Below are 22,483 nucleotides of genomic sequence, written 5' to 3'. Positions count from 1 at the left end.
TCGCCGACTTAACTAGATGATGGCTTATCCCGCATTCGGAGATATTCGCCAACCCAGCGATCGCGGAGGGCCATCAATTCTCTCTCGCTCTCGTTTAGCGATTTGATCCCAGATTCGAACGCACCGCTCAACATGGGATTGGCGACGGCGGCGGCTTCGAAAATGTCATTGAGCGCAGGTGGGGCGACATCCTCGTGCTTGGAGCCGAGTTCGATGGCGAGGTTTCGGTAGAGCAGAGCCTGATGATGGCGCAGGTAAACTGTCTGCCGAGTTGCATAATATTCGCGCCTGATATGGCTACTCAGCTCGCCCCGCAACGCTGAGTAGCTTGCCGGCTTCTTACCTCGCACCAGCACGCTCGCTGCGAGGGCGCGTTGATCGAACGGGCTCATCGCCTTGAACAGCTTATTTGGGCCGCTGCGGTCGCGCTCGATCTCGTCCAGCGCGTCGGAGAGGCTCATGGCACGAAGCCGCTTCGCATCAGCGGCCGGGATGGCCTCAAGGAAGCGGCGCGTGATCGTCGATACCGCTTCCAGCGGCGATCCAGGCGTCGGGATTGTCGATTCCAGCAGAATGAAGTCATCGACCAGATGCGTTTCGGCTGCCTGAATGGTCATGTTGAAGAAGTGGCTGGGATAGCCATGGTAGCCTTGGAGGAAGGCGGTGTCGATGTAGAATTCGCCGCCCTCCTTGAGAACGCGGCGAACTTCGGCGACCGCCGCCATCGGGTCGTAGACGTGCTCGAAGACAGCGCCGGAACAGATGAGGTCTGCCGAGCCGCCGACGAGCGGCAAATGTTCCGCTTCCGCGACGAGATCAACATTGCTATTCGGCAAGACATCAATCGACAAGGCGCGGGGGTCAGGCGCCGGCACATTGCCGGAGCCCAGATTGATCACCAATGCGTCGGGTCTGTACTGCTCCGGCACATCGAACCGGGCAATGTTTTGTGAGACGTGCGACTGATCCGGCGGCGTCACGTGCATCGCTTGGATTTCCCGGACCAGAATCGGGATGCCGTTGATGATCGGATAGGTTTCACCGGCAGAGGAAACAAGTTTGTCATCAACAAGCCTAAGCTCCGTTCCTCTTCGCGGGCAGCGGAGCAGTGGAAGCAATCGGCTCAATTCGTAGGCCACGGCACGTTTCCTCTTCTTGCGCGTTTCATTCTGGTGACCACTGAACGAGTTCCGCCTGCGTCATTGCCGAATGGCAATCCCGCTTGGCTCCGTGAATTTCGGCTGCGTCCGGCGACATTGTCATAGGTCGTTGGCCGTTTCCGGGTCGGATGCCATGGCTACCCATCACATTATTTCTGCCTTCCTATCGCAATTCCCGCGAGTAGGGACAACCACCCTTTTGCCGCCATCCGCCGCCTTCCAGTGGCTTTTTTCATGCCCAGAGCTCTTTTGAAACTCGCTTGGAGCTGCCGCACCACTTTGCGGCACGCTTGCGGCCCCCTATTGAACTGGTCCGCCCTGAATATGTCTTGAGGCAGACAGGAGGACCGCAATGCTGAAGAAGCGCCATAAGCCTGAAGAGATCGTCGCGAAGTTGCGGCAGGTCGATGTGCTTAGTCTCGCGGGGGTAACCCGTCGCCGATGCGGTCCGCTCGATCGACGCGACGGAGGCGACCTACTACCGCTGGCGCCAAGAGTTCGGCGGCCTGAAGTCGGATCAGGTGAGGCGGATGAAGGAACTCGAGGCCGAGAATGCCCGGCTTCGCCACACCGCGGTCGATCTGACGCTCGACAAACTGATCCTCAAGGAGGCTGCGTCGGGAAACTCGTAAGCCCCGCGCGTCGCCGGGCCTGCATCGAGCATGTGCGGCTTGTCTTGAAGGTGTCCGAGCGGTAGGTCTGCCGTGTGCTCGGGCAGGATTGCTTGACCCAAAGCCGGATCCAATGCGGACGCGACGACGGGGAGCGGCTCACGGCCGATATCGTCGAACTCGCCCGCCGCTACGGTCGCTACGGCAGCCCCGCAAGATTGCCGAGCTGCTGCGGTCGCCCTCTGGCTGGGTGGTCACGACAAGCGGTTGGAGCGAATCTGGCGACGCTAGTCTAGGACGGCCCCGCCAAACGCGCTCGCCATATCCTTTGAACGAATGATGCCAGCGCCCGCGGGCCACGTCATAACGGCGCCGCGCATGGGCGAGTTCACCCCACCCAGATCGCTCGTCCCTCGCATATGGCCCCCCGCCAGGCGTCGTGCTTTGGCGGGGCTTTTTCGACTCCGCCACTCACCTTGAGGAGCCAAAGCGGAAGCGGCCTCGCAGCCCCCCCTAAATCCAGCCGCTCCGCCGGAAGCGCCAATACAGAAAGCCGCAGATCGTCAGGATGAAGCCCAGCACGACATAGTACCCAAACTCCAGCTCCAGCTCCGGCATGTGCTTGAAGTTCATGCCGTAGATGCCGGCGATCGCCGTCGGCACCGCCAGGATGGCGGCCCAGGCGGCGAAGCGCTTGGAGGTCGCGTTCTCCTGGCTCTGGCCGACCAGGAGGCTCGCCTCGAAGGCGAAGGCCAGCACCTCGCGCAGGCTGTCGATCTTCTCCTGCACGGTGCGGACATGGTCGGTCACGTCGCGGAACATCGGCCCCATGGCCGGGCTGATCTGCGGCAGCTCGCTGTTGCTGAGGCGCCGGCAGACCTCGACCAGCGGCCCGACCGCATTGCGCAGGCGCAGCAGGTCGCGGCGCAGCATGTAGAGCCGCTCGATGTCGGCCCGGGTCATCGGCTGCTTGAGCACCCCGTCCTCGATCGCCTCGACCTCGTCATTGATCGATTCCAGCACCGGCATGTAGTTGTCGACGATAAAGTCGAGGATGGCATAGAGAATGAAGTCCTCGCCCTTTGCCAGCGAGTTCGGGCAGGTCTCCCAGTGCTGCCGCACGGCGCCATAGGAGGTCGAGGCGCCGTGCCTGACGCTGACCGCATAGCCCTTGCCGACGAAGATATGCGTCTCGCCGAAGGCGATCCGCCCGTCGAGCATTTGCGCCGTCCGCGCCACGACGAAGAGCGCATCGCCATATTGCTCCAGCTTCGGCCGCTGGTGGGCGTTCTCGGCGTCCTCGATGGCGAGGTCGTGCAATGCGAACTGCGCCTGCACGCGGTGCAGCAGGTCGCGGTCGGGCTCCAGCAGCCCGATCCAGACGACATGACCCGGCTTCTGCGCCCATTCGCCGGCCTCGTCGATGGCAATGTCGGCGAAGCGCCGGCCGTTGAGATAGACGCTCGAGGCCACCACTCCGGCAGCGAGCGCTTCGGGCGCGCCCGTGACGAGCGTCGAGGCATTTGAGAGAGGCATCGCATCCACCCTTGCTTGCGAGCGGAGCGCCCGTCGAGGGGCACCCAATGGGTAGATTAGAGCAATTTTAGGTGCAGCGGATGTCGCTGCGCGCGACGGAACTGTATCGAACGCGTCAGAGACCGTTTGAGATTTCGCTGGCGCGAGTCGGCTGGCGTGGCTGTCGAGGACCGGAGCGGAGCGTCCGTTTGTACGTGAGCACCGGAAGCGCAGACAGCCGTCAGACGGCCACGCCAGTAGAAGTATCGAGCGGTCTCTCAGAACCGTTCGGTCGTCACCCCGAGCGCCTTCAGGTTGGTCGCCGCGTCGCGGTTGCCCTGTTTCGCCGCCTTGCGATACCAGTCGATCGCCTTGTCCTTGTCGGGCTCGACGCCGTTGCCCTTGATGTACATGGCCCCGAGCGTCACCTGGGCGTAGGCATTGCCTTGCTCGGCCGCCTTCCTGATCCAGACCTCCGCCTGCCTGTAGTCCTGCCTGAAGCCGCGGCCGGTGGCGTAGAGCACGCCCAGGCTGTTCTGCGCCTCGGAGAAGCCCTGGTCGGCCGCCTTGAGGAACCATTGCGCAGCCTGGATGTAGTCCTGCGCCACGCCCTGCCCGGTCTCGTAGAGCGCGCCGAGACGGAACTGGGCCTCGGCATTGCCCTGCTCCGCGGCCCGGCGGAACCAGTACACCGCGCGCGAGTAGTCGCGCGGGACGCCGCGGCCGGTCGCATTGAGAAGGCCGAGGCGCAGCTGCGCCTGCGGCATGCCCTGGCTCGCCGAGAGGCCGAGCCAATAGACCGCCTGCTCCAGGTTGATGCCGAAAACGTGGCCGAGATCGTACAGGCCGGCGAGGCTGTATTGCGCGTTGCGGTCGCCGGCCTCGGCCGCGAGCCGATACCAGACCATGGCCTGGGCAAAATCCTGCGGCACGCCGCGCCCGGCGGCATAGGCGTTGGCGAGGTTGTTCTGGGCCGGAACGTGATTCTGCGTCGCCGCCTTCTGGAACCAGAACGCCGCCTGCTGGTCGTCCCGGGCGACGCCGGTGGCGTTATAGTACATCAGCGCCAGGTTGTTCTGCGCCTGCCGCTGCCCCTGCTCGGCCGATTTGCGGAACCATTGCCGGGCCTTGTCGCTGTCCTGCGCGATGCCATTGCCGTTCAGGTACATGAAGCCGAGGAAGTTCTCGGCATCGGCGTGGCCCTGCTCGGCCGCCCTGCGCACCCAGCTCTCCGCCTGCGCCTTCTCGGCGCCGGCGGCCTGGCCGTTCAGGATCATCGCCCCCAGGCCGAGTTCCGCAGCGGCATAGCCTTGCTCCGCCGCCTTGCGATACCACGCCACCGCCTGGGCGTTGTCCTGGCCAAGTCCGCGCGAGCCGTACTGATAATAGGAGCCGAGGTTGAACTGGGCGACGGGATTTCCCTGCTCGGCCAATTTTATCCAGAAGGTGATCGGCGACTCGGCATTGTTCGGAAACTGCTCGACTTCCTTTGCGGAGAGTTGCGCCGGGATTTGCAGAGCAACTCCCAGCAGGACCGCCAGAACCCGAAACCGCATCCGCCCCTCTCCCGGAACATTTTACCTGCTGTGCGAGCCCGAATTTGGCTCGAATATCCCTGCCCTGTCCAGATTAACTGCCGGACACGATGTCACGCTGTTGAAATCTGTGATCGCTAGTTGCGCCTGAGACACGTCACCTGTCCGGGCAAAGTGCTGCCGCGCCACCTGCTTGATCTCCGCGGCGAATAGCCCGAATAGGATGAGGCCGCGATCGCTCCGGTCGCGGCCCGGATCATGCATCCCGGTCGTTCGACCATGGCTGCCGGCTCCCGGCGCCTCCACGATAGCTTGGTAGCGCGGGGTTAGATGACGAACGCCTCTCCACGCCGCATTCTCCTGACCGGAGCCGCGGGCTTCGTCGGCTTCCACGTCACCGAGGCCCTGCTCGCCCAGGGCGTCCAGGTCCTCGGCATCGACAACATGACGCCCTACTACGATCCGGCGCTGAAGCAGGCCCGGCTCGACCGGCTCACGCCCCGCAACGGCTTCTCCTTCGAGCCGATCGACATTGCCGATTACGACGCGCTGCAAGCCAGCTTTGCCGCCTATAAGCCCGATGCGGTGATCCACCTCGCCGCCCAGGCCGGCGTGCGCTACTCGCTCGACAACCCGCGCGCCTATGCCCATTCCAATCTCGACGGCTTCCTCTCCGTGCTGGAGGCCTGCCGGCACAACCCGGTCAGCCATCTGATCTACGCCTCGTCGAGTTCCGTCTACGGCGCCAACGCCAAGGTGCCGTTCAGCGAGCATGACGGCGCCGACCACCCGGTCTCGCTCTATGCCGCGACCAAACGCGCCAACGAGCTGATGGCCCATTCCTACGCGCATCTCTACGGCATCCCGGTCACCGGCCTGCGCTTCTTCACGGTCTATGGCCCCTGGGGCCGGCCGGACATGGCCTATTTCAAGTTCACCAAGGCGATCCTCGAAGGCCGGCCGATCGACGTCTACGCCGAGGCCGAGATGAGCCGCGACTTCACCTATGTCGATGATGTCAGCGAGGCGATCGTGCGCCTCGCCGCCCTGCCGCCCGCCTCCGACCCGAATTTCGATGCCGCCTCGCCCGACCCTGCCTCGGCGGCGGCGCCCTATCGCGTCTACAATATCGGCAACCACACGCCAGTCCGGCTCGACCGCTTCATTTCGGTGATCGAGCAGGCCTGCGGCAAGCAGGCGATCAAGCGCCATTTGCCGATGCAGCCCGGCGACGTGCAGGCGACCTATGCCGATGTCCGCGACCTCGCGGCCCGTGCCGATTTCAGCCCGGACACCCCGATCGAAGAGGGCATCGCCCGCTTCGTCGCCTGGTATCGCGAGTTCTACGGCGTCGCGGGCTGACCCTGGCCGCAGGCCTTCAAATCACCGACATCGCAACGCGCTAGCGCTGTCGCTCAGCCGCTTCGGCATCCCGAATGGCCGCGGCGAGGTTTGACTCGCTGTACCTAATGTGCAGTATACAGCATACTAAAAATTAAGGCGCCGTAGCGTAAAGCGCGCCGCGGAAGCCCTCGAGGAATCGCCAGGAGATCGCGATGACGTGCCCTGCTGCACGGCTATGGCGCATGCGCATATCCGCTCCTCACCCGCACTTCGCCAGGCCACCGCGCCTGGCCCGGCCTGCTGCCTAGACGCCCATGACGGCAGCATCCGCAGAGTTCCGAGCCCGCTTCCTCGCCTCCGGCGACGATGCCGATCTGCCGATCATCGACGCCCACCACCATTTCTTCGACCTCGACCGCAACTATCACCCCTGGCTCAGCGACCACCGGCTGAGCACCTTCCGCTACGGCGACTACTCGGCCATCTGCCGCAACTTCCTGCCGGAGGACTACCGGCGGGCGGCCAAGGGCCACCGCGTCGTCGGCAGCGTGCTGATGGAGGGCGAATGGGATCCGAAGGACCCGATCGGCGAGATGCGCTGGGCGAGCGGGCTTGAGGCCGACGGCCTGGCCGGCGCGCTGATCGGCCAGATCTGGCTCGACCGCGCCGATATGGCCGAGGTCGTGGCGGCCTGCGCGGCCATGCCGAAGGTCCGCAGCGTCCGCCACAAGCCGGCTGCGACCTCCCGCGAGGCGCATGATTCCCATTTCGCCGCGCCGGGCTCGATGCGCGATCCGCGCTGGCGCGACGGCTATGCCAGGCTTGGGCCCGCCGGCCTGCATTTCGACCTGCAGACGCCCTGGTGGCATCTCGCTGAGGCGGCCGAGCTCGCTCGCGACTTTCCGGATACCACGATCATCCTCAACCATGCCGGCCTGCCGGCCGACCGCAGCCCGGAGGCGCTCAGAGCCTGGCAGGCGGCGCTGGAGCGGCTGGCGGCCGAGCCCAACACCCGCGCCAAGATCTCCGGCATCGGCGTGCCCGGCCAGCCCTGGACGCTCGACCTTCAGAGGCCGGTGATCGACGGCGTCATCTCGGCCTTCGGGATCGAACGCTGCGCCTTCGCCAGCAACTTCCCGGTCGATGGCCTCACCGCCTCCTTCGGCACGATCTTCGACGTGTTCAAGGCGGCGACACGTTCGCGCAAGCCTGAGGAAAGGCTGGCGCTGTTTCACGACAATGCAGCCCGTTGGTACGGCCTCGAGCCGGCCAATGGGCCGGGAGAACTGGGATGACAGTGCAAGCATGGCTGCTGCGGGCAGTCGAGAACCTGCTCATCGCCGGCTTCGCCGTGATGATCGCCATGGTCTTCGGCAATGTCGTCCTGCGCTACGGCTTCAACTCCGGCATCATCATGTCGGAGGAGGTCTCGCGCATGATCTTCGTCTGGCTGACTTTCGGTGGCGCCTTCCTCGTCGCCAAGGATAACGGCCATCTCGGCATGACCAGCGTCGTCGAGCGGCTCGGCCGCAACGGGCGCTGGTGGTGCCGGCTTGCGGCGGAAGGGCTCTCGCTGTTCTGCATGGCGCTCGTCGTCATCGGCTGCTGGACCCAGACGGCGATCAACATCCAGAACGCCGCGCCGGTCACCGGCATCCCGGTCGCCGTCATCTACGCCGCCGGCTTCGTCTGCGGCATAGGCATCGGCGCGCTCAACCTGATCGCGCTGTTCGACCTCGTCACCGGCCGTATGCCTGATTCCGCCCTCGTCGTCGGCGCTGAGTCGGAGGAGCTCACCGCCTTCGAGGCCAAGCAGGCCGAGGAGCGCCGCAAGTGACCGTCTTCATCTTCCTCGGCTCCCTGCTCGGCGCCATGGCGATCGGCATGCCGATCGCCACTGCCCTGCTCGTCTGCGGCGTCGCGCTGATGATCGAGCTCGACAATTTCGACGCCCAGATCCTGGCGCAGAACCTCGTCAGCGGCGCCGACAGCTTCCCGCTGATGGCCGTGCCCTTCTTCATGCTCGCCGGCGAGTTGATGAATGCCGGCGGCCTGTCGAAGCGCATCATCGCGCTCGCCGTCTCGCTGATCGGCCATGTCCGCGGCGGGCTCGGCTACGTCGCCGTCATCGCGGCTCTCGTCATGGCGAGCATCTCCGGCTCGGCCGTCGCCGACACAGCCGCGCTCGCGGCGATCCTGCTGCCGATGATGAAGCAGGCCGGCTATAGGCTCGACCGCTGCTGCGGCCTGATCGCCTCGGGCGGCATCATCGCCCCGGTGATCCCGCCCTCGATCGGCTTCGTCGTCTTCGGCGTCGCCGCCGGCGTCTCGATCACCAGGCTCTTCCTGGCCGGCATCTTCCCCGGCCTGCTGATGGGCCTCGCCCTCGTCATCACCTGGTACATCATCGCCCGCGACGAGCCGGTGGCGCGCAGCGAGCGCGCCAGCGCCCGCGAGGTCGCCAAGACGGCACTCGACGGGGTCTGGGCGCTTGCCCTGCCCCTCCTGATCATCGGCGGCATGAAGGCCGGCGCCTTCACGCCGACCGAGGCCGCGGTCGTCGCGGCGGTCTATGCCGGGCTGGTCGGCTACTTCATCTATGGCGAGCTCAAGTTCGGGGATATCCGCCCGGCCATGCTCTCGGCGCTGAAGACCTCGGCGGCGGTGATGTTCCTGGTCGCGGCGGCGCTGGTCTCGGCCTGGCTCATCACCATCGCCGACATCCCCGGCGAGGTCGCCCGGCTGCTCGGCCCGCTGATCGACAACAAGACGCTGCTGATGCTGGCGATGATGCTCCTCGTCATCGTCGTCGGCACCGCGCTCGACTTCATCCCGACCGTGCTGATCCTGACCCCGGTGCTGATGCCGATCGTCAAGCAGGCCGGCATCGACCCGGTCTATTTCGGTGTCATGTTCATCGTGAACAACGCCATCGGCCTGCTGACCCCGCCGGTCGGCACGGTGCTGAACGTCGTCTGCGCCGTCGGCAACATCTCGATGGACAAGGTGATCAAGGGCGTCATGCCCTTCCTCCTCGCCCAGATATTCGTGCTCGCCCTGCTGATCTTCATCCCCGAGCTGGTGACGGTCCCGGCCAAGTTCTTCTACGGGCGCTGACCATCCAGCCAGCGCCTGCTCTGCCCACTCGAAATTCACAAACGAAGTCTAGGAGAGAGACCAATGACCCTGACCCGCAGAACCACCCTGAAGGGCGCCGGCGCCGGCATCGCCCTGTTTTCGATCGGCAACCCCGCCTTCGCCCAGGCCGCCCGCCTGCGCTTCGCCCACCCGCACCCGGAATCCGACAGCTGGCACAAGGCCGCGCTCACCTTCGCCGAGCAGGTCAAGACCCGCACCCAGGGTCGCTACGAAGTCCAGGTCTTCCCGAACGGCTCGCTCGGCTCGGATTCGCAGACGATCAGCGCCGTGCGCGGCGGCTCGCTCGACATCTGCCTGACCGGCAACCCGTTCTTCACCGGCCTCGCCCCCAAGCTCAACGTGCTCGACCTGCCCTTCCTGTTCCAGAGCCGCAAGCATGCCGGCGCGGTCATGGACGGCCCGATCGGCGACGGCCTGCGCCGGGATCTCGAAGGCTCCAACCTGAAGGCGCTCTCGACCTGGGAGATCGGCTGGCGCAACCTGACCAACAGCAAGCGCCCGATCACCGTGGCCGCCGACCTCAAGGGCCTGAAGATCCGCACCACGCCGAACCCGGCCCATATCCGCGCCTTCCAGCTGCTCGGCGCGATCCCGACCCCGATGGCCTTCACCGAGCTCTTCACGGCGCTCGAGACCGGCGCGGTCGACGGCCAGGAGAACCCGGTCACCCTGATCCTGAACGCCAAGTTCAACGAGGTGCAGAAGCACCTCTCGCTGACCCGCCACGCCTTCACCACCGGTCCGGTGGTGATGAACAAGGCCAAGTTCGACGCTCATCCCGCCGACGTGCAGAAGCTCCTGGTCGAGATCGCCGCCGCCTGCGCCGTGCAGCAGCGCCAGATGAACGAGGACACCGAAGCCGGCAGCCTCGACGCCCTGAAGAAGGCCGGCATGCAGGCTGTGGAAAACCCCGACCGCGATTCCTTCGCCAAGGTCGTCCAGGCGGAGGTCGAAAAGGAGTTCGTCGGCAAATTCGGCGGCGAGGTGCTGGAGCAGATCAAGAAGGTCTCGGTTTGAAACGGACGTGAACTGATACATTCCGGCTTGCCGGCACGCGCAAGCCGGAATGCACCGCGCGAGGGAGAAAAGGCAGCCGCTCGAATATCATATCGGATCAAAGCCTGATATCATGGATCAAAAGCAGAAACAGAGGTGTCGAACCAACGATTCCAGCGCTCCGATGACGAGATCCGACATTTCTAGAAGACGTTGCCTCCTCGAAAAGCTGCACCGTTGCATAAGGAGAGCCGGCACAACGTCTACAGCGGGCGTGACTGACGTTTATTCACGAGCTTTCAGCTTTTGCCCAAGAGCTCAAGCGGCATGGACATCTGACTTGCTGCTAGGTTGCGCTCGGCAGCGACCTGGTTTAAGCGCCCCGTGATGAACGATCAGACCAAGCGGATTCGCCAGAGAACTCGCGCCGCCCCGGCCAAGCACGCGCGCGACGGCTTCCTTGTCCTAGGCATGCATCGCAGCGGAACCTCGGCGATCAGTGGGACGCTTGCCAGACTCGGCGCAACCCCCCCGAAAACCTTGATGTTTGGCGGCGCGGACAATCCTAAGGGTCATTGGGAGTCCAACGTCATCACCGCCATGCACGACGAACTCCTGGCAAGTGCGGGAAGCCATTGGAGCGATTGGCGGTCGTTCAATGCGGACTGGTACGACACACCGATAGCCGGGCGGTTCAAGGAACAGGCCAAAACGCTGCTCGCCTCGGAATTCGGCGACGCGCCAATTTTTGTGCTGAAGGATCCGCGTATCTGCCGCTTCGCTGGCTTCTGGCTCGACATTTTCGCCGAAGAGGACATCACGCCCAGGCTCATCCTGCCTGTGCGGTCCCCGCTGGAAGTGGCTCGATCGCTGAAGGCCCGCGACGGCTCGCCTCTTAGTCACGGACTGCTGCTGTGGCTACGGCACGCGCTCGACGCTGAAGCAGCGACCCGTGAAATGACCCGCGCCGTCCTGCCATGGAATGCCTTCCTGAAAGATTGGCAGGAGCAAGCGTCACAAGTTGCGCTTAAATTGAACATCCAGTGGCCCAGACTGACAGACCTTATAGCCGCCGAGGTGGACGGTTTTCTAACAGTCGAGCTGAAACACGAAAATGTCTCAAATGATGAAGCCCAGCTTCACCCTGAAATGCATGAATGGGTGATGGCAAGTTACCAAGCTCTGTTAGAGCTTGCTAGCAATCCGGAATCCAACAGCGCGCGCGCGACGTTAGACGATATACGCATAAGGTTTGATGATGCCACGCGCCTTTTCGGACGAGATCTAGGAAGCCTTGAACATCAGATTAAGGACCTGACTGATGCGCTCTCTGGTGAGAGGCTAGCCAGAGAGCAAGAGAGCCAGCGCCACGTAAATAATCTTGCCGAAGAGCAAGGCACATATCAACAGAAGATCGTCGAGCTCGAAACGCAATTTGAGGCGCAACAGACACAAGCGAACGAGACGCGACACCACCTTGAGGAAACGCTTCGTGAGGAAGCGCAAAAGCACGCCTTGGAGCGTCAGCACCTTAATGAACTGCTCGCTTCCAAGGTTGAAGCGCTTCAAGAACAGCACTTAGCTTACGATCAGCTACGGGTTCAACACGACACGCTGGTCGAGGAGCATGCGGCGCATATCGCTCAGCATGAGCGTGAGAGATCCGAACTGTCTTGCCAGATCGAGGAGGCGAAAGCCCAGATCGACGAGGCGGAAGCGCGCCGCATCAATCTTGAGGCCTCTTTCGCTGAGATGCAAACCCATGCAAACCTGCTCCAGGGCAAATTGGATCGGCTTCGAACGCATCCGTTCAGATCTGTGCTGCGCTGGCTGACGGGGAAGGATATCTAGGTTGAGCCGTGACACGACCTGCCGCTTCGATGCAAATCGACCAGCCCTGAACACGTCGGCACTCATCAGTTTTTATCGTCTCCCGATCTGTCACGAAGCGGAAGACATTTCGATCCTATGCTCTCTCACTCACGGCCAAACATCTTAACTTAAGTCCATATCAAATTTACACAAAACCTAACAATAGATAGCCTTCGCGAGCGCCGCCAGCAAGCAAAGAAATGACAATGAGAAACAGCTTAAAGAAGACACTCCGGCCGGCGGTACTCTATATTGAGGCTAGAATACCCGCCGCTTATCGCGTCAGGCTTGCCATCAACCGACTCATCTCGGGCCATGGCAACCCCTTACCGTATAACGCGAATCTTCTGCTTACCCGGCAGGATGACGCGTCCTTCAACTTCGAAACGATTGAAGGGCGCTATGGGCACATTTGCAAGGAACTGACTGTCGCGCTTACCAAGACCGAGCCCCAGTTTCCCAGCGCTTTGGCGGCACATACACCTCCACACTTTTCTCTGCTGATGCCGGTGTACAAAACTCCAATCGCGCTCTTGGAAGCCGCCATACACTCTGTTCAAAGCCAAACCTTCCTTCACTGGGAGTTGTGCATTGTCGATGACGGGTCGATGTCCGAAGCGCTGGACGCCGCCCTCGATCGCTATCGTCAGCAAGATTCCAGAATTAAGTATCGCAAGCTCGACACAAATGCCGGGATCGCCCACGCCACCAACTGCGCATTGAAGATGGCGACCGCGCCGTTCATCGGTCTCATTGATCATGATGACGTCTTGATGCCGGAATGCTTGGCGACCATAAACGATGCTATCAGTTCAGAGGCATCAGTCGACGTAGTTTATTCGGACGAATTCAAAATATCGGAGAGCGGGAAAGTCGTAGAACTGTTCCCGAAGCCCGATTTTTCACCGACCTTGATGATCAATTGCATGTATACCGGACATTTTTCGGTTTACAGAAAAGAACTCGTGGAACGGGTTGGCGCTTTTCGTTCCAAGTATGATTTCTCTCAGGATTATGATCTGGCGCTACGTGTCTTTGAGCACACCACTTCGGTGCGGCATGTGGCACGCTACCTTTATGGGTGGCGGGCCATAGCCGGCTCAGCCGCAGCAGATGGAAAGCCTTACGCGCGATCATCGAATATCGCAGCGTTGCAGGACGCCCTGCGACGCCGCAACATTCCCGGACAGGCAGCCCCCCTGCCGGCGGCGAATAGAATTGAGATTCGAGATGCAGATCGAGCGTCTCTCCCACTTGTATCGATTATCATCCCTTCGGATAATTATACCAACATCAAGCACTCCATCGACAGCATCCGAGACAAAACACAATATAAGAACTACGAGATCGTTATTGTAACTAACAGTAAACTCATCAGTCGCCTGCGCGAAGAACCGCATGGCAACATTATATTCGTTCCATTTGACGAAAAATTCTCCTTCTCAAGGAAATGCAACGTCGGCGCTCTAGCGTCCAATGGAACATATCTCTGTTTTTACAATGATGACGTTCGCACCATAAGGAGCGATTGGCTGGACGAACTCGTCGACATTTTTGTTCATAAGGATGTCGGAATAGTTTCTCCGAAACTTATCTATGAGAACGGAAAAATTCAGTATGCAGGCATGGTGACCGGCGTAAGGCGGCTGGTCGGCACAGCCTTTCACATGTTCCCGCCGGATACCAGCGCACATTTCAACTTCGCGCAAAGTGTGCGCGAAGTCTCCATTGCCTGCGGAGCCTGCATGGTCGTCAGATCAAGCCTATATGCAGAAATCGGCGGTTTTGACGAACAGCGATTCCCGATCGCACATTCGGACATTGATATCAGCTTCAAGGTTCGGCAAGCTGGAAAAAGTTGCATTTACACACCCTACTCCGTTCTTAGGCATATTGGGCACCTATCGATAGGAGCATCGAAGAAAGAGGCAAAAGAAAAGGTTATCGAAAAACACGACCTGGAGCTGCTCAAAGTTTGGCCGCTGGAAACGGCTCGTGATCCATACTTCCCTGAGGCCATGAGATCGATCCTTTTCGTCGATTCTCAGGAAGAGTTTACAATTCACCCCCCACAGAAGAGAGCTTACAAGGCGGACGGCAAGTCCGCCGTGATATTTTCGCATGATCTTACTTCAAGCGGCGCGCCCCGTGTTGTCCTTGAGATCGCGAGGCTGCTAACGCGCCAAAACTGGTTCGTCGTCGTAACAACTCCTTCGGATGGACCGCTACGGCAAGAGCTTACCGAGTTAGGAGTTACTGTAATCACAGATGCGCTTGTCATGCGCAGACACGATACGATCAAAGACCTTTATCAGCAGTTCGATATTGCGATCGGCAATACGATTCTGTCCGCTCCGCCCCTCGCCCAACTGGCAGGACTGATACCGACCATGCTCTACTCCCATGAGAGTGAGCTGATCCTGGATTTGGCTGCCTCAAAATCCCAACTCATTACGGACGCGAAATCGCTTCCTTTTGTAGTGACCGGGAGCGTGCGCGGTTCGAATGCCCTGAAGGCGCTATCCATACCGAGCAGAATTTTAGAGTACGGTGTCGAACGATCTCAACCCACCTCGCTTCGTGAACAGACAAGGCCGGCGTCGAAGAACCTCCGCCTCAGCCTGTTCGGCTCTTTCGAGCCACGCAAGGGGCAGGACCTGGCGATTTTCGGGATGTCGTACCTGCCCGCGGCGGCGGCAGCTTCCTGCCATTTGTCCGTCGTAGGCCGAGTGCTTGATCCGGAATACGCAAGAATAGTCAAATCCTCCGCACCGGATACTGTTTCCTTCATCGGAGAAGTGCCCTTTCGGGAATACGCCGCGCTGCTCGCAGACTCGGATGCCGTTATCGTTCCATCCAGGGACGACACGCTGCCCTATGTGTCTCTCGACGCCTTGGCGTCGGGTAAAATTCTGATCGTCAGCGCGACCACAGGTACCAGCGCCTATCTGGAACATGGCGTTTCCGGTTTCGTCTTGTCGCACAATAGCCCCGAGGAAATCGCCCTCGTCATTCAGCGGGTTCACAACATGTCACCGTCGCAGCGTCGCGACATGAGCAAGGCGGCGATCGCTGTCTTCGAAAAATTCTTCACAATGACCGCCTTCGAGGAGAGGGTCGAACGCCATGTCGAGGAAGCCGTTCAATCCTTCCTTGCAGGCAGGAATCCGAGAGCATGAAAACACTTGTCATAGGAGGCGCGGGATTTATCGGTCTAAACCTGTCGGAGGCGCTACTCGCCGCCGGGCACTGTGTCCGAATCCTGGAGCGTGCGGGCGTGCAGCCCCCTGAGTTCCTTCGGAACAATCCGCGATTGGAATGGGTCAATGGCGATTTCGCCGTCGATTCCGATATCGAGCGAGCCTTGGAAGGTCAGGAATATGTCTTTCATCTGGCAAGTAGCACGCTGCCAAAGACGTCGAACGACAATCCTCGTCATGACGTCATTAGTAACGTTGTCGCGACGCTTGGCGTCCTGCAGAAATCCAAAGAGGCAGGCGTACGCCGCATCGTATTCGTTTCGTCAGGAGGAACGGTATACGGCCAACCTCAGTCCATCCCGATCACTGAAACCCATCCAAACCATCCGCTTTCATCCTATGGAATTTGCAAGCTTACTATCGAAAAATATCTCGAACTCTTTTGGCACCTCCATCAATTGCCATATTTAGTCTATAGGCTCTCAAATCCTTATGGACGATTCCAGAGGCCATCCAGCGCCCAGGGGGCCGTAACCGTATTCTTGGCGCGGGCGCTGCGCGGCGAAACAATAGAGATTTGGGGCGATGGCTCGGTCATACGCGATTACATCTACATTTCGGACGCGGTTTCAGGCTTGATGACAAGCTTGGCCTACAGCGGGCGCGAAAGAATATTCAATCTCGGAAGCGGCATCGGAACGTCCTTAAACGAGCTTTTGGCGATCGTATCGACCATTGTCGGCACACCCCCAAATGTCATTTACAAGCCCTCAAGATCATTTGACGTTGAAAGGAATATACTTGACATAAATAAACTCAGCAGGGAAACAGGTTGGGCGCCGAAGGTAAATCTCTACGATGGGTTAAAATTAACCAAAGATTTCTTAACAAAAGGGGATGGAATTTAGAAACACAATTTTTCCTTCGAACTCCGCGAGAAGTAAAATGAAATTGAGTTCCCGTTGCCGTGAATAAGATACCCCTCTCCCTTATCAGCCAACTCACGGTGCGAGAGGTCGCATCTCGATACCGCGGCTCGATGCTAGGCCTAATCTGGAGCCTCGCCACACCACTATTCATGCTCGCCGTCTTTACCTTCTTCTTCGCGGTGGTGTTTCAATCCCGTTGGGGTCAGGGGCAGACAAGCCCGACCGAGTTCGGCCTGATTGTTTTCGCGGGGCTTACACCCTTCAACCTTTTCGCCGAAATGGTAAGTCGCGCACCGAATTTGGTGACCGCGCAACCCAATCTGGTGAAGAAAGTCGTATTTCCTCTGGCGGTTCTACCGATTGTTGCAATGGGCTCCGCGCTTTTCCAAGCGGCAATCGCGATCGTCGTCCTGCTCGTATTCCAGATCACGCTTGGCTCCGGCTTTCACACCGTGGTGTTGCTATTGCCCCTGCTTGTCCTCCCGCTTTGCCTGTTCACGCTGGGCGTCACGTGGTTTCTCGCTGCCTTAGGTGTCTACGTTCGCGATGTCAGCCAGCTCATGCCATCTATCGTCACAGCGCTGATGTTTCTGAGTCCGATCTTTTACCCTTCCTCCAATTTGCCGGAATGGATTCGCCCGTTTGCAGCCAACAACCCCCTTGCCTTCAGCATCGAAACGGTGCGCGAGGCGGTTATCTTCGGCCGCCTGCCCAACCTCGTTATGTGGCTGCTTGGAATCGTCGGCGGCCTGATCGTCGCCGCGCTTGGCTACGCTTTTTTCCAGAAAACCCGCAAGGGCTTCGCCGATGTCCTCTGAAGTCGCGATCTCGGTCGGCAACCTCTCCAAGGTTTACCGCATCTACAACAAGCCGGAGCACCGGCTCGTGCAGATGGCGACGCTCGGCCGCATCAGGCCGTTCAAGGAGTTCGCTGCGCTGCACGATGTCTCGCTGGAGGTCAAGCGCGGCGAAACCATCGGCATTATCGGCCGGAACGGCTGCGGCAAATCCACCCTGCTACAGATCATCTGCGGCACACTCCAGCCGACGCAAGGGTCCGTGAAAGTCCGCGGGCGTATCGCCGCCTTGCTCGAACTCGGAGCCGGCTTTTCCGGCGAATTCACCGGGCGCGAGAATGTCTATATGAACGGCGCTATCCTCGGCTTCAGCCGCGAGGAAATGGACGCTCGTTTCGACCAGATCGCGCAGTTCGCCGGTATCGGTGAGTTCATCGAACGACCGGTGAAGACCTATTCGAGCGGCATGTATGTCCGGCTCGCCTTCGCTGTCGCAACGGCCGTCGAGCCCGATATCCTGATCGTCGACGAAGCACTTGCGGTTGGGGACGAGGCTTTCCAGCGCAAATGCTACGCCCGCATCGAAGCGATCAAGGAGCGCGGCGGCACCATCCTCTTCGTCTCCCACGGAGCGCAGACGATCGTGCAGCTCTGCGATCGCGCGATCCTGCTGGATGCGGGAGAGAAGCTGCTGGAGGGAGAGCCGAAGGCGGTAGTCAACCAATATCAGCGGCTTATCTCCGCCTCTTTGGAAGACCAGAAAAGATATCGACAAGAAATCAAATCAGGGCTCGCCATAGGAGCTACCACATCGCCCAAAGGTGAAACCACCGCTTCATTTTGGCAAAAAGACGAGAGCCGCCAAGAAGAGGATAAAACCTCATCGCATAACTACGACTCATTTGATGAAAATCTTAGAAGCGAGTCCATTGTCGAATATACGATAAATGGAGCGCAAATAAAAAACATAAGAATATTGGATGAATCAGGAAACGCCGTTAATTCAATCAGTTTCGGAAGGCCATATAGATATCAGTATGATGTTGAATTCTTAGAAAGCGCCGAGAATGCGGGTTTCGGCATGGCCATACGCGACACTTCCGGCCTCCATCTATTTGGACAAAGCTCAGGAGAAATAGGAAAAGGAAAGAAATTCAACAAAGGTGAGAAATTAATCGTTACGTTCCCCTTTCTAAATCTTCTGTCACCCGGATTGTATTATTGTAATGCCGGAGTAGGTAAGTACGAAGACGGCGAGGTCATGTATGCTCATCGCATCGTCGACGGCTTTGTGTTTCGCGTGCATCAGTTCGGCGCAGATCTCCTCTGCTCCAGCACCATCAATCTGAAAGCCGGCCCCGTCAGCGTGGATCAGCACGCGGAAATTTAAAACAATGCGCCATACCCCAACCTTCAAGCATCGCTTCATCGAGCCTAGGCTGCCACCGGTCTCCGCCTACCTTGAGCTTTTCCAGCAAATCTATGACAGCGGGACTTTTTCCAATTTTGGCCCCGTTTCTCGGCGGTTCGAAGCACAGATTCTCGCCAAGTACGGAGACGCCAACGAATGCTGCGTAGCGGCAGCTAACGCGACCGCGGGGCTTTCTGCAGCGCTAATCGCCGCGAATGTGAAGGGCGATGTCCTCGTCCCGGCATTCACATTCCCGGCATCGTCTGGCGCCGTACGAGCTGCGAATTTGAGACCCGTCATAGCTGACGTAGATGAGAAGACCTGGGCTCTCTCTGTCGAAATAATTGCGAGGCACTGTGAGGCTTCTCTGCCTGCGGCGGTCATGCTGGTATCCCCCTTTGGCATCAATCATGGGTTCGACGAGGAGATAGCGTTCTGCTTGGCCCGGGGCATCGCGGTTGTCATAGACAACGCTGCAGGCCTTGGCGTGCCACGCAAGCCACGCTGTACGGATCTCAACCTATTCGAGGTATTTTCCCTACACGCCACAAAGGCATTTGCGGTAGGGGAAGGCGGGCTCATATTCGGCCATGCCGAACGTCTGCAGGATATACAGAGCGCGCTCAATTTCGGCCTCGGCCGGGGGTATCAGAGCAAAGTGAACTGGGGCTTCAACGGAAAGCTTTCCGAATTTCAGGCTGCAATCGGCCTGGCTCAGCTGGACATCATCGACGAGGCCGTGCGCTACAGACAGGAGTTTGCAGCAGCCTATCTCGCTCGGCTGCCGACAATATTACCCGGCTCGGCCAGCTCCTCGCCTTGGCAGTGCTTCCCATACCTTCTGTCAAGCAAATCCGCCGCAGATCAGCTGGAACAGCGCGCAGCGATGGCTGGGATAGAGCTTCGCCGCTACTACCGCCCCAGCCTATCGAATTGGCCCGAGATCGACACGGCCCATGCATGCCCTGTCTCCGAGTCGCTCGCAGACAGGATGTGCGCGCTTCCGGTGAGAGCAACTAACGATCTCGCCAAACGACAGGAGATCGTAGAAGCGCTAGCCTCACTTATTGAACAGATTGAAGGCAACACGGAATGAATATCGAGTTCAGAATCCCGATCGCGCCAACACTAGGTTTTTTTGGGCAAGTTGAATTTTTTAATTTCTGCCTGCGTAGGCTTGGTGGAATCTACACCGAGGCCAAAATAAACGTATATGTTGGAGAAAATTTTAAAATTGGCGAAGCTATAAAGCAAAATTCGTGGAGTAACGACTACAACGTCGAGTGGAAAGCAGTTCCAGAACAAATTTTTAATAAGTACGACATGTACGGAACTGCAAATTGGCGCTACAATGATAAAACTGAAGCTAAAGTTGTTATTCAATCCGATGCGGACACGGTGCTTGTGCGCGACATAGACGATGTGATTCGTCAAATTGATATCCCATTTCCAGCAATAGCTGGGCACAACGCTCATTCTCCACCAGAAACAAAAGGCACCATACTCCCGGAATCGACTTCTGATCGATATTGGCCAGAAATATTTAGAATATTTAATATCGAATGGCCAAAAGAACTACATCAATATTCGATGGACGCTGAGGGACTATTACCAAAAATTCCACCCTATTTTAATCTTGGCTTTGTCGCAATGAACCCTCTAGCGCTTGAAATACTGGGGCGCAAAATCGATGAAGTGCACGAGCGCTTAACAAGTGTCACAGAGAGTTTCATGCGCTGTCAGATTGGCCTAACGTTAGTGTCACAGCGAGAAAAATTTAAGATTATTACGTTGGGAGCAGAATATAATATGTCAAATGATTCCACCCATCAAAAACTGAATCATAAGAAAAGAGAGGATTTTCGGGTGATTCATTACCTAAGAACTGCAGAATTAGATAGATCAAAGATATATGATCCGGACTATGTCAATGGACTATCCGACACGATGAACAATGACGCGAACAGCGTTATTGTTCCGCTCCTTAAAGAATGGCACTATCAAAGATAGGTCGCAGCGCAATGCAAACATTCTATAATGCCGAATACCTAAGCGATGGTGAAATATCAAATTTTAATTGGGCACAAATCGGGAATAACGTAAAAATTCACAAAACATGCATTATAGCGAATTCGGATAAGATTTTTCTAGGGAGCAATGTAAGAATAGATGCCTTCTGCATTTTATCTGCATCTGGAGAAATATACATTGAGGATTACGTTCACATAGCGGCAGGCGTCTCGATTCTGGGCTCAGGAGGAGCAAGAATCAAGAATTTTGCTGGAGTCTCCCAAGGAGTACGCTTGGTATCATCCACAGATGACTTCTCAGGCGAAGCGATGACTGGACCACTTATCCGTCCGGAGCTACGGAAAGTAACGTCCGGTCAAATCGTCATTGGTCAGCATGTGGTCGTCGGCGCCGGAACGGTCGTTCTGCCCGGCGTGACAATCGACACCGGTGCAACCGTCGGCGCGCTTTCTCTCGTTAACAAATCCTTAGCTCCGTGGAGCATTTACGCAGGAACGCCTGCCAAGCGAATCAAGGAAAGAAAAAAGAGGCCTCTTGAGCTCCAGAAGGAGTTTTTTGGCGACTATCCAGATCAGTAATTCCCGCCCATTCGCGTCAACTCACGATAGCTCGATCTGTGACCCGCCTCCATGCGACCCCATCGGAGAAGGCGAGTACGCCGCCGCCAACTTCGTCGGAAACGTAAACGAGGCCGCCCGCGCCAACTCCCGACGCACTGGGCAAAGCTGCCTTGCCGTACTGCCCCACCCGCATAGTGCCGGCGACATCGAGAAGCGCCTGAGGCGTCGCGGTCCCCACGCCGACCCGGCCGTCTCCCGTAATTTTCATCCGATCCGCACGTGCAGCCACTGTCTGTCCGGGCGGCGTGGTACGGATGATAACCGCGGTGCCATTGGCTGAAGAGGACCAGTCGCCGTCAGCCACCATGTCGATCTGGGCGGGAAGCGGAATGACGAACTGGGTACCGTCCCAACCTGAGCCAAGCAGCGCCATCAACCGGTCGCCGCTGAGCGGCGCCTGCGGCGACGCGAGCGTGCCGCGCGCACCGAAGCCTTGGATGCCTGCGCCAGGCGCCACGCCGGCGCTGCGGATATCGAGCCGCTCCTTGTTGGCGTCGCCCTGGATCAGCAGGCTGCCATTGCCTGCCGGCAGCGAATTGGTGCTGCTGTCGACGGTCAGGGGCGCGCCGGGATCCGGCGTGCCGATACCGACGAAGCCGGTGTCGCGTTTCACAGTCAGCGGCTGGCGCCAGGTGGCGCCGTCGCTGCTCACCTTCACCGAGACATTGTCGCTTCCCGCAAGGCCGATCTCCGCGCGCCCGGAATAGCCGGTCTGGAACAGCAGGCTCGCCGTATTGCCGGCCGCGGCCTTGTTGATGGTGACGCGGCTGTCGCTCCCCGCATGGGTGAACAGCGCCGCCGGGCTCGCCACCGCCAGCCGGTTCGTCGCGTCAGCCGTCGCGCCGATGCCGAGCCGATCGGAGGAGCGAACTTTCAGCTCCGTCCAGCCCGAGCCGTCATGGACCAGCGGCGCCTGATCCTGCGCCACCCAGGCCAGCCATCCCTGGCGCGGCGTGAGGAATCGCCAGCCATTATCCTCGAAGACGGCGATCTTGCCGGCCTGCCCCGCGAAGGCGCCGCTTGCACCTGCTTCCACGAGATGGCGGCTGCCCTCGACTGGTGCGGCTGGCGGCGTGGCGCGACGATCGGTCACCGCAAGATGCGTGAGCGCATCGAGCGCCAGCAGCGCCTCGTTGTGAGTGACGTGTTTCTGGGCCTGCGATGCGGCCAGCAAAGGCAGTTCGAGACGGGACGTATGGGCCATGAGACCTCCTGTGCAGGCCTCGATGCGTGGCATAAACAGACGGGAATGTCAAGATTATATTCCTATTACCATTCGGCCGAGCTTGCAGGATTGCCGCCT

At 59.3% G+C, this 22,483-nt stretch carries 17 protein-coding genes and 1 pseudogene; 14 read left to right on the top strand and 4 right to left on the bottom strand.

All coding sequences use genetic code 11. From position 1 onward, the window contains the following. Positions 1-8: 8 nt before the first annotated feature. The gene (locus DWF00_RS15640; protein ID WP_147283699.1) at positions 9-1,139 is read right to left on the bottom strand and encodes a methyltransferase domain-containing protein; all 1,131 of its coding nucleotides are present in this window, start codon (positions 1,137-1,139) and stop codon (positions 9-11) included. A 373-nt stretch (positions 1,140-1,512) separates the two neighbouring features. Between DWF00_RS15640 and DWF00_RS29855 the strand changes: the two are divergent. Next, positions 1,513-2,059: pseudogene (locus tag DWF00_RS29855) on the top strand (transposase); the annotation flags it as partial. A gap of 225 nt (positions 2,060-2,284) precedes the next feature. On the opposite strand, the gene DWF00_RS15630 reads toward DWF00_RS29855, so the two are convergent. Further along, a complete protein-coding gene (locus DWF00_RS15630; protein ID WP_114829441.1) occupies positions 2,285-3,307 on the bottom strand; it encodes a magnesium and cobalt transport protein CorA in 1,023 nt (340 codons plus the stop codon). 257 nt (positions 3,308-3,564) lie between these two features. Continuing rightward, positions 3,565-4,842 carry a tetratricopeptide repeat protein gene (locus DWF00_RS15625; protein ID WP_114829442.1) on the bottom strand — a complete coding sequence of 426 codons (1,278 nt, stop codon included), beginning with the start codon at positions 4,840-4,842 and terminating at the stop codon, positions 3,565-3,567. Between the two features lie 309 nt (positions 4,843-5,151). On the opposite strand from DWF00_RS15625, the gene DWF00_RS15615 reads away from it, so the two are divergent. From DWF00_RS15615 to DWF00_RS15560, 13 genes are all read left to right on the top strand, one after another. Further along, a complete protein-coding gene (locus DWF00_RS15615) occupies positions 5,152-6,183 on the top strand; it encodes an NAD-dependent epimerase (protein ID WP_114829444.1) in 1,032 nt (343 codons plus the stop codon). Between the two features lie 296 nt (positions 6,184-6,479). Further along, a complete protein-coding gene (locus DWF00_RS15610; RefSeq protein WP_114829445.1) occupies positions 6,480-7,460 on the top strand; it encodes an amidohydrolase family protein in 981 nt (326 codons plus the stop codon). Further along, positions 7,457-8,002, top strand: coding sequence for a TRAP transporter small permease (locus DWF00_RS15605; RefSeq protein WP_114829446.1), 546 nt, complete (start codon positions 7,457-7,459; stop codon positions 8,000-8,002). Before DWF00_RS15610 ends, DWF00_RS15605 begins: the two co-directional genes overlap by 4 nt. Further along, positions 7,999-9,282 carry a TRAP transporter large permease subunit gene (locus tag DWF00_RS15600; protein WP_114829447.1) on the top strand — a complete coding sequence of 428 codons (1,284 nt, stop codon included), beginning with the start codon at positions 7,999-8,001 and terminating at the stop codon, positions 9,280-9,282. The genes DWF00_RS15605 and DWF00_RS15600 overlap by 4 nt, the downstream gene beginning before the upstream one ends. Before the next feature lie 63 nt (positions 9,283-9,345). Next, positions 9,346-10,341: a TRAP transporter substrate-binding protein gene (locus DWF00_RS15595; protein WP_114829448.1), complete on the top strand. Its 996-nt coding sequence runs from the start codon at positions 9,346-9,348 to the stop codon at positions 10,339-10,341. A 366-nt stretch (positions 10,342-10,707) separates the two neighbouring features. Then, complete coding sequence (locus tag DWF00_RS15590; RefSeq protein WP_114829449.1) at positions 10,708-12,171, top strand: hypothetical protein; 1,464 nt, start codon at positions 10,708-10,710, stop codon at positions 12,169-12,171. A gap of 227 nt (positions 12,172-12,398) precedes the next feature. Then, positions 12,399-15,371, top strand: a complete 2,973-nt coding sequence (locus tag DWF00_RS15585; RefSeq protein WP_181832647.1) for a glycosyltransferase — start codon at positions 12,399-12,401, stop codon at positions 15,369-15,371. After that, the gene (locus DWF00_RS15580; protein WP_114829451.1) at positions 15,368-16,300 is read left to right on the top strand and encodes an NAD-dependent epimerase/dehydratase family protein; all 933 of its coding nucleotides are present in this window, start codon (positions 15,368-15,370) and stop codon (positions 16,298-16,300) included. Before DWF00_RS15585 ends, DWF00_RS15580 begins: the two co-directional genes overlap by 4 nt. A gap of 59 nt (positions 16,301-16,359) precedes the next feature. After that, positions 16,360-17,139, top strand: coding sequence for an ABC transporter permease (locus DWF00_RS15575; protein ID WP_114829452.1), 780 nt, complete (start codon positions 16,360-16,362; stop codon positions 17,137-17,139). Beyond that, complete coding sequence (locus DWF00_RS15570; protein WP_114829453.1) at positions 17,129-18,508, top strand: ABC transporter ATP-binding protein; 1,380 nt, start codon at positions 17,129-17,131, stop codon at positions 18,506-18,508. Before DWF00_RS15575 ends, DWF00_RS15570 begins: the two co-directional genes overlap by 11 nt. A 4-nt stretch (positions 18,509-18,512) precedes the next feature. Further along, positions 18,513-19,625, top strand: coding sequence for a DegT/DnrJ/EryC1/StrS family aminotransferase (locus DWF00_RS15565; protein WP_114829454.1), 1,113 nt, complete (start codon positions 18,513-18,515; stop codon positions 19,623-19,625). Then, positions 19,622-20,539: a hypothetical protein gene (locus DWF00_RS29110; RefSeq protein WP_147283700.1), complete on the top strand. Its 918-nt coding sequence runs from the start codon at positions 19,622-19,624 to the stop codon at positions 20,537-20,539. The genes DWF00_RS15565 and DWF00_RS29110 overlap by 4 nt, the downstream gene beginning before the upstream one ends. 11 nt (positions 20,540-20,550) lie before the next feature. Next, entirely contained in the window at positions 20,551-21,138 is a 588-nt protein-coding gene (locus tag DWF00_RS15560; protein ID WP_181832648.1) for an acyltransferase, read from the top strand. A 16-nt stretch (positions 21,139-21,154) separates the two neighbouring features. Here DWF00_RS15560 and DWF00_RS15555 read toward each other — a convergent pair whose 3' ends face one another. Further along, positions 21,155-22,384 carry a DUF2793 domain-containing protein gene (locus DWF00_RS15555; protein ID WP_181832649.1) on the bottom strand — a complete coding sequence of 410 codons (1,230 nt, stop codon included), beginning with the start codon at positions 22,382-22,384 and terminating at the stop codon, positions 21,155-21,157. Positions 22,385-22,483: the final 99 nt, after the last annotated feature.

The sequence above is a fragment of the Allobosea caraganae genome (assembly GCF_003351345.1).
In the GTDB taxonomy this organism is placed as follows: Bacteria; Pseudomonadota; Alphaproteobacteria; order Rhizobiales; family Beijerinckiaceae; genus Allobosea; species Allobosea caraganae.
Note: the sequence above shows the minus strand (reverse complement) of the source record. Positions and strands in the feature narration are given on the sequence as shown.

Coding starts and splice junctions, on each gene's coding strand:
- DWF00_RS15595 (WP_114829448.1), top strand. CDS start 9,346: ATGACCCTGACCCGCAGAACCACCCTGAAGGGCGCCGGCGCCGGCATC.
- DWF00_RS15615 (WP_114829444.1), top strand. CDS start 5,152: ATGACGAACGCCTCTCCACGCCGCATTCTCCTGACCGGAGCCGCGGGC.
- DWF00_RS15590 (WP_114829449.1), top strand. CDS start 10,708: ATGAACGATCAGACCAAGCGGATTCGCCAGAGAACTCGCGCCGCCCCG.
- DWF00_RS15560 (WP_181832648.1), top strand. CDS start 20,551: ATGCAAACATTCTATAATGCCGAATACCTAAGCGATGGTGAAATATCA.
- DWF00_RS15610 (WP_114829445.1), top strand. CDS start 6,480: ATGACGGCAGCATCCGCAGAGTTCCGAGCCCGCTTCCTCGCCTCCGGC.
- DWF00_RS15580 (WP_114829451.1), top strand. CDS start 15,368: ATGAAAACACTTGTCATAGGAGGCGCGGGATTTATCGGTCTAAACCTG.
- DWF00_RS15570 (WP_114829453.1), top strand. CDS start 17,129: ATGTCCTCTGAAGTCGCGATCTCGGTCGGCAACCTCTCCAAGGTTTAC.
- DWF00_RS15625 (WP_114829442.1), bottom strand. CDS start 4,842: ATGCGGTTTCGGGTTCTGGCGGTCCTGCTGGGAGTTGCTCTGCAAATC.
- DWF00_RS15555 (WP_181832649.1), bottom strand. CDS start 22,384: ATGGCCCATACGTCCCGTCTCGAACTGCCTTTGCTGGCCGCATCGCAG.
- DWF00_RS15605 (WP_114829446.1), top strand. CDS start 7,457: ATGACAGTGCAAGCATGGCTGCTGCGGGCAGTCGAGAACCTGCTCATC.
- DWF00_RS15585 (WP_181832647.1), top strand. CDS start 12,399: ATGAGAAACAGCTTAAAGAAGACACTCCGGCCGGCGGTACTCTATATT.
- DWF00_RS15565 (WP_114829454.1), top strand. CDS start 18,513: ATGCGCCATACCCCAACCTTCAAGCATCGCTTCATCGAGCCTAGGCTG.
- DWF00_RS29110 (WP_147283700.1), top strand. CDS start 19,622: ATGAATATCGAGTTCAGAATCCCGATCGCGCCAACACTAGGTTTTTTT.
- DWF00_RS15630 (WP_114829441.1), bottom strand. CDS start 3,307: ATGCCTCTCTCAAATGCCTCGACGCTCGTCACGGGCGCGCCCGAAGCG.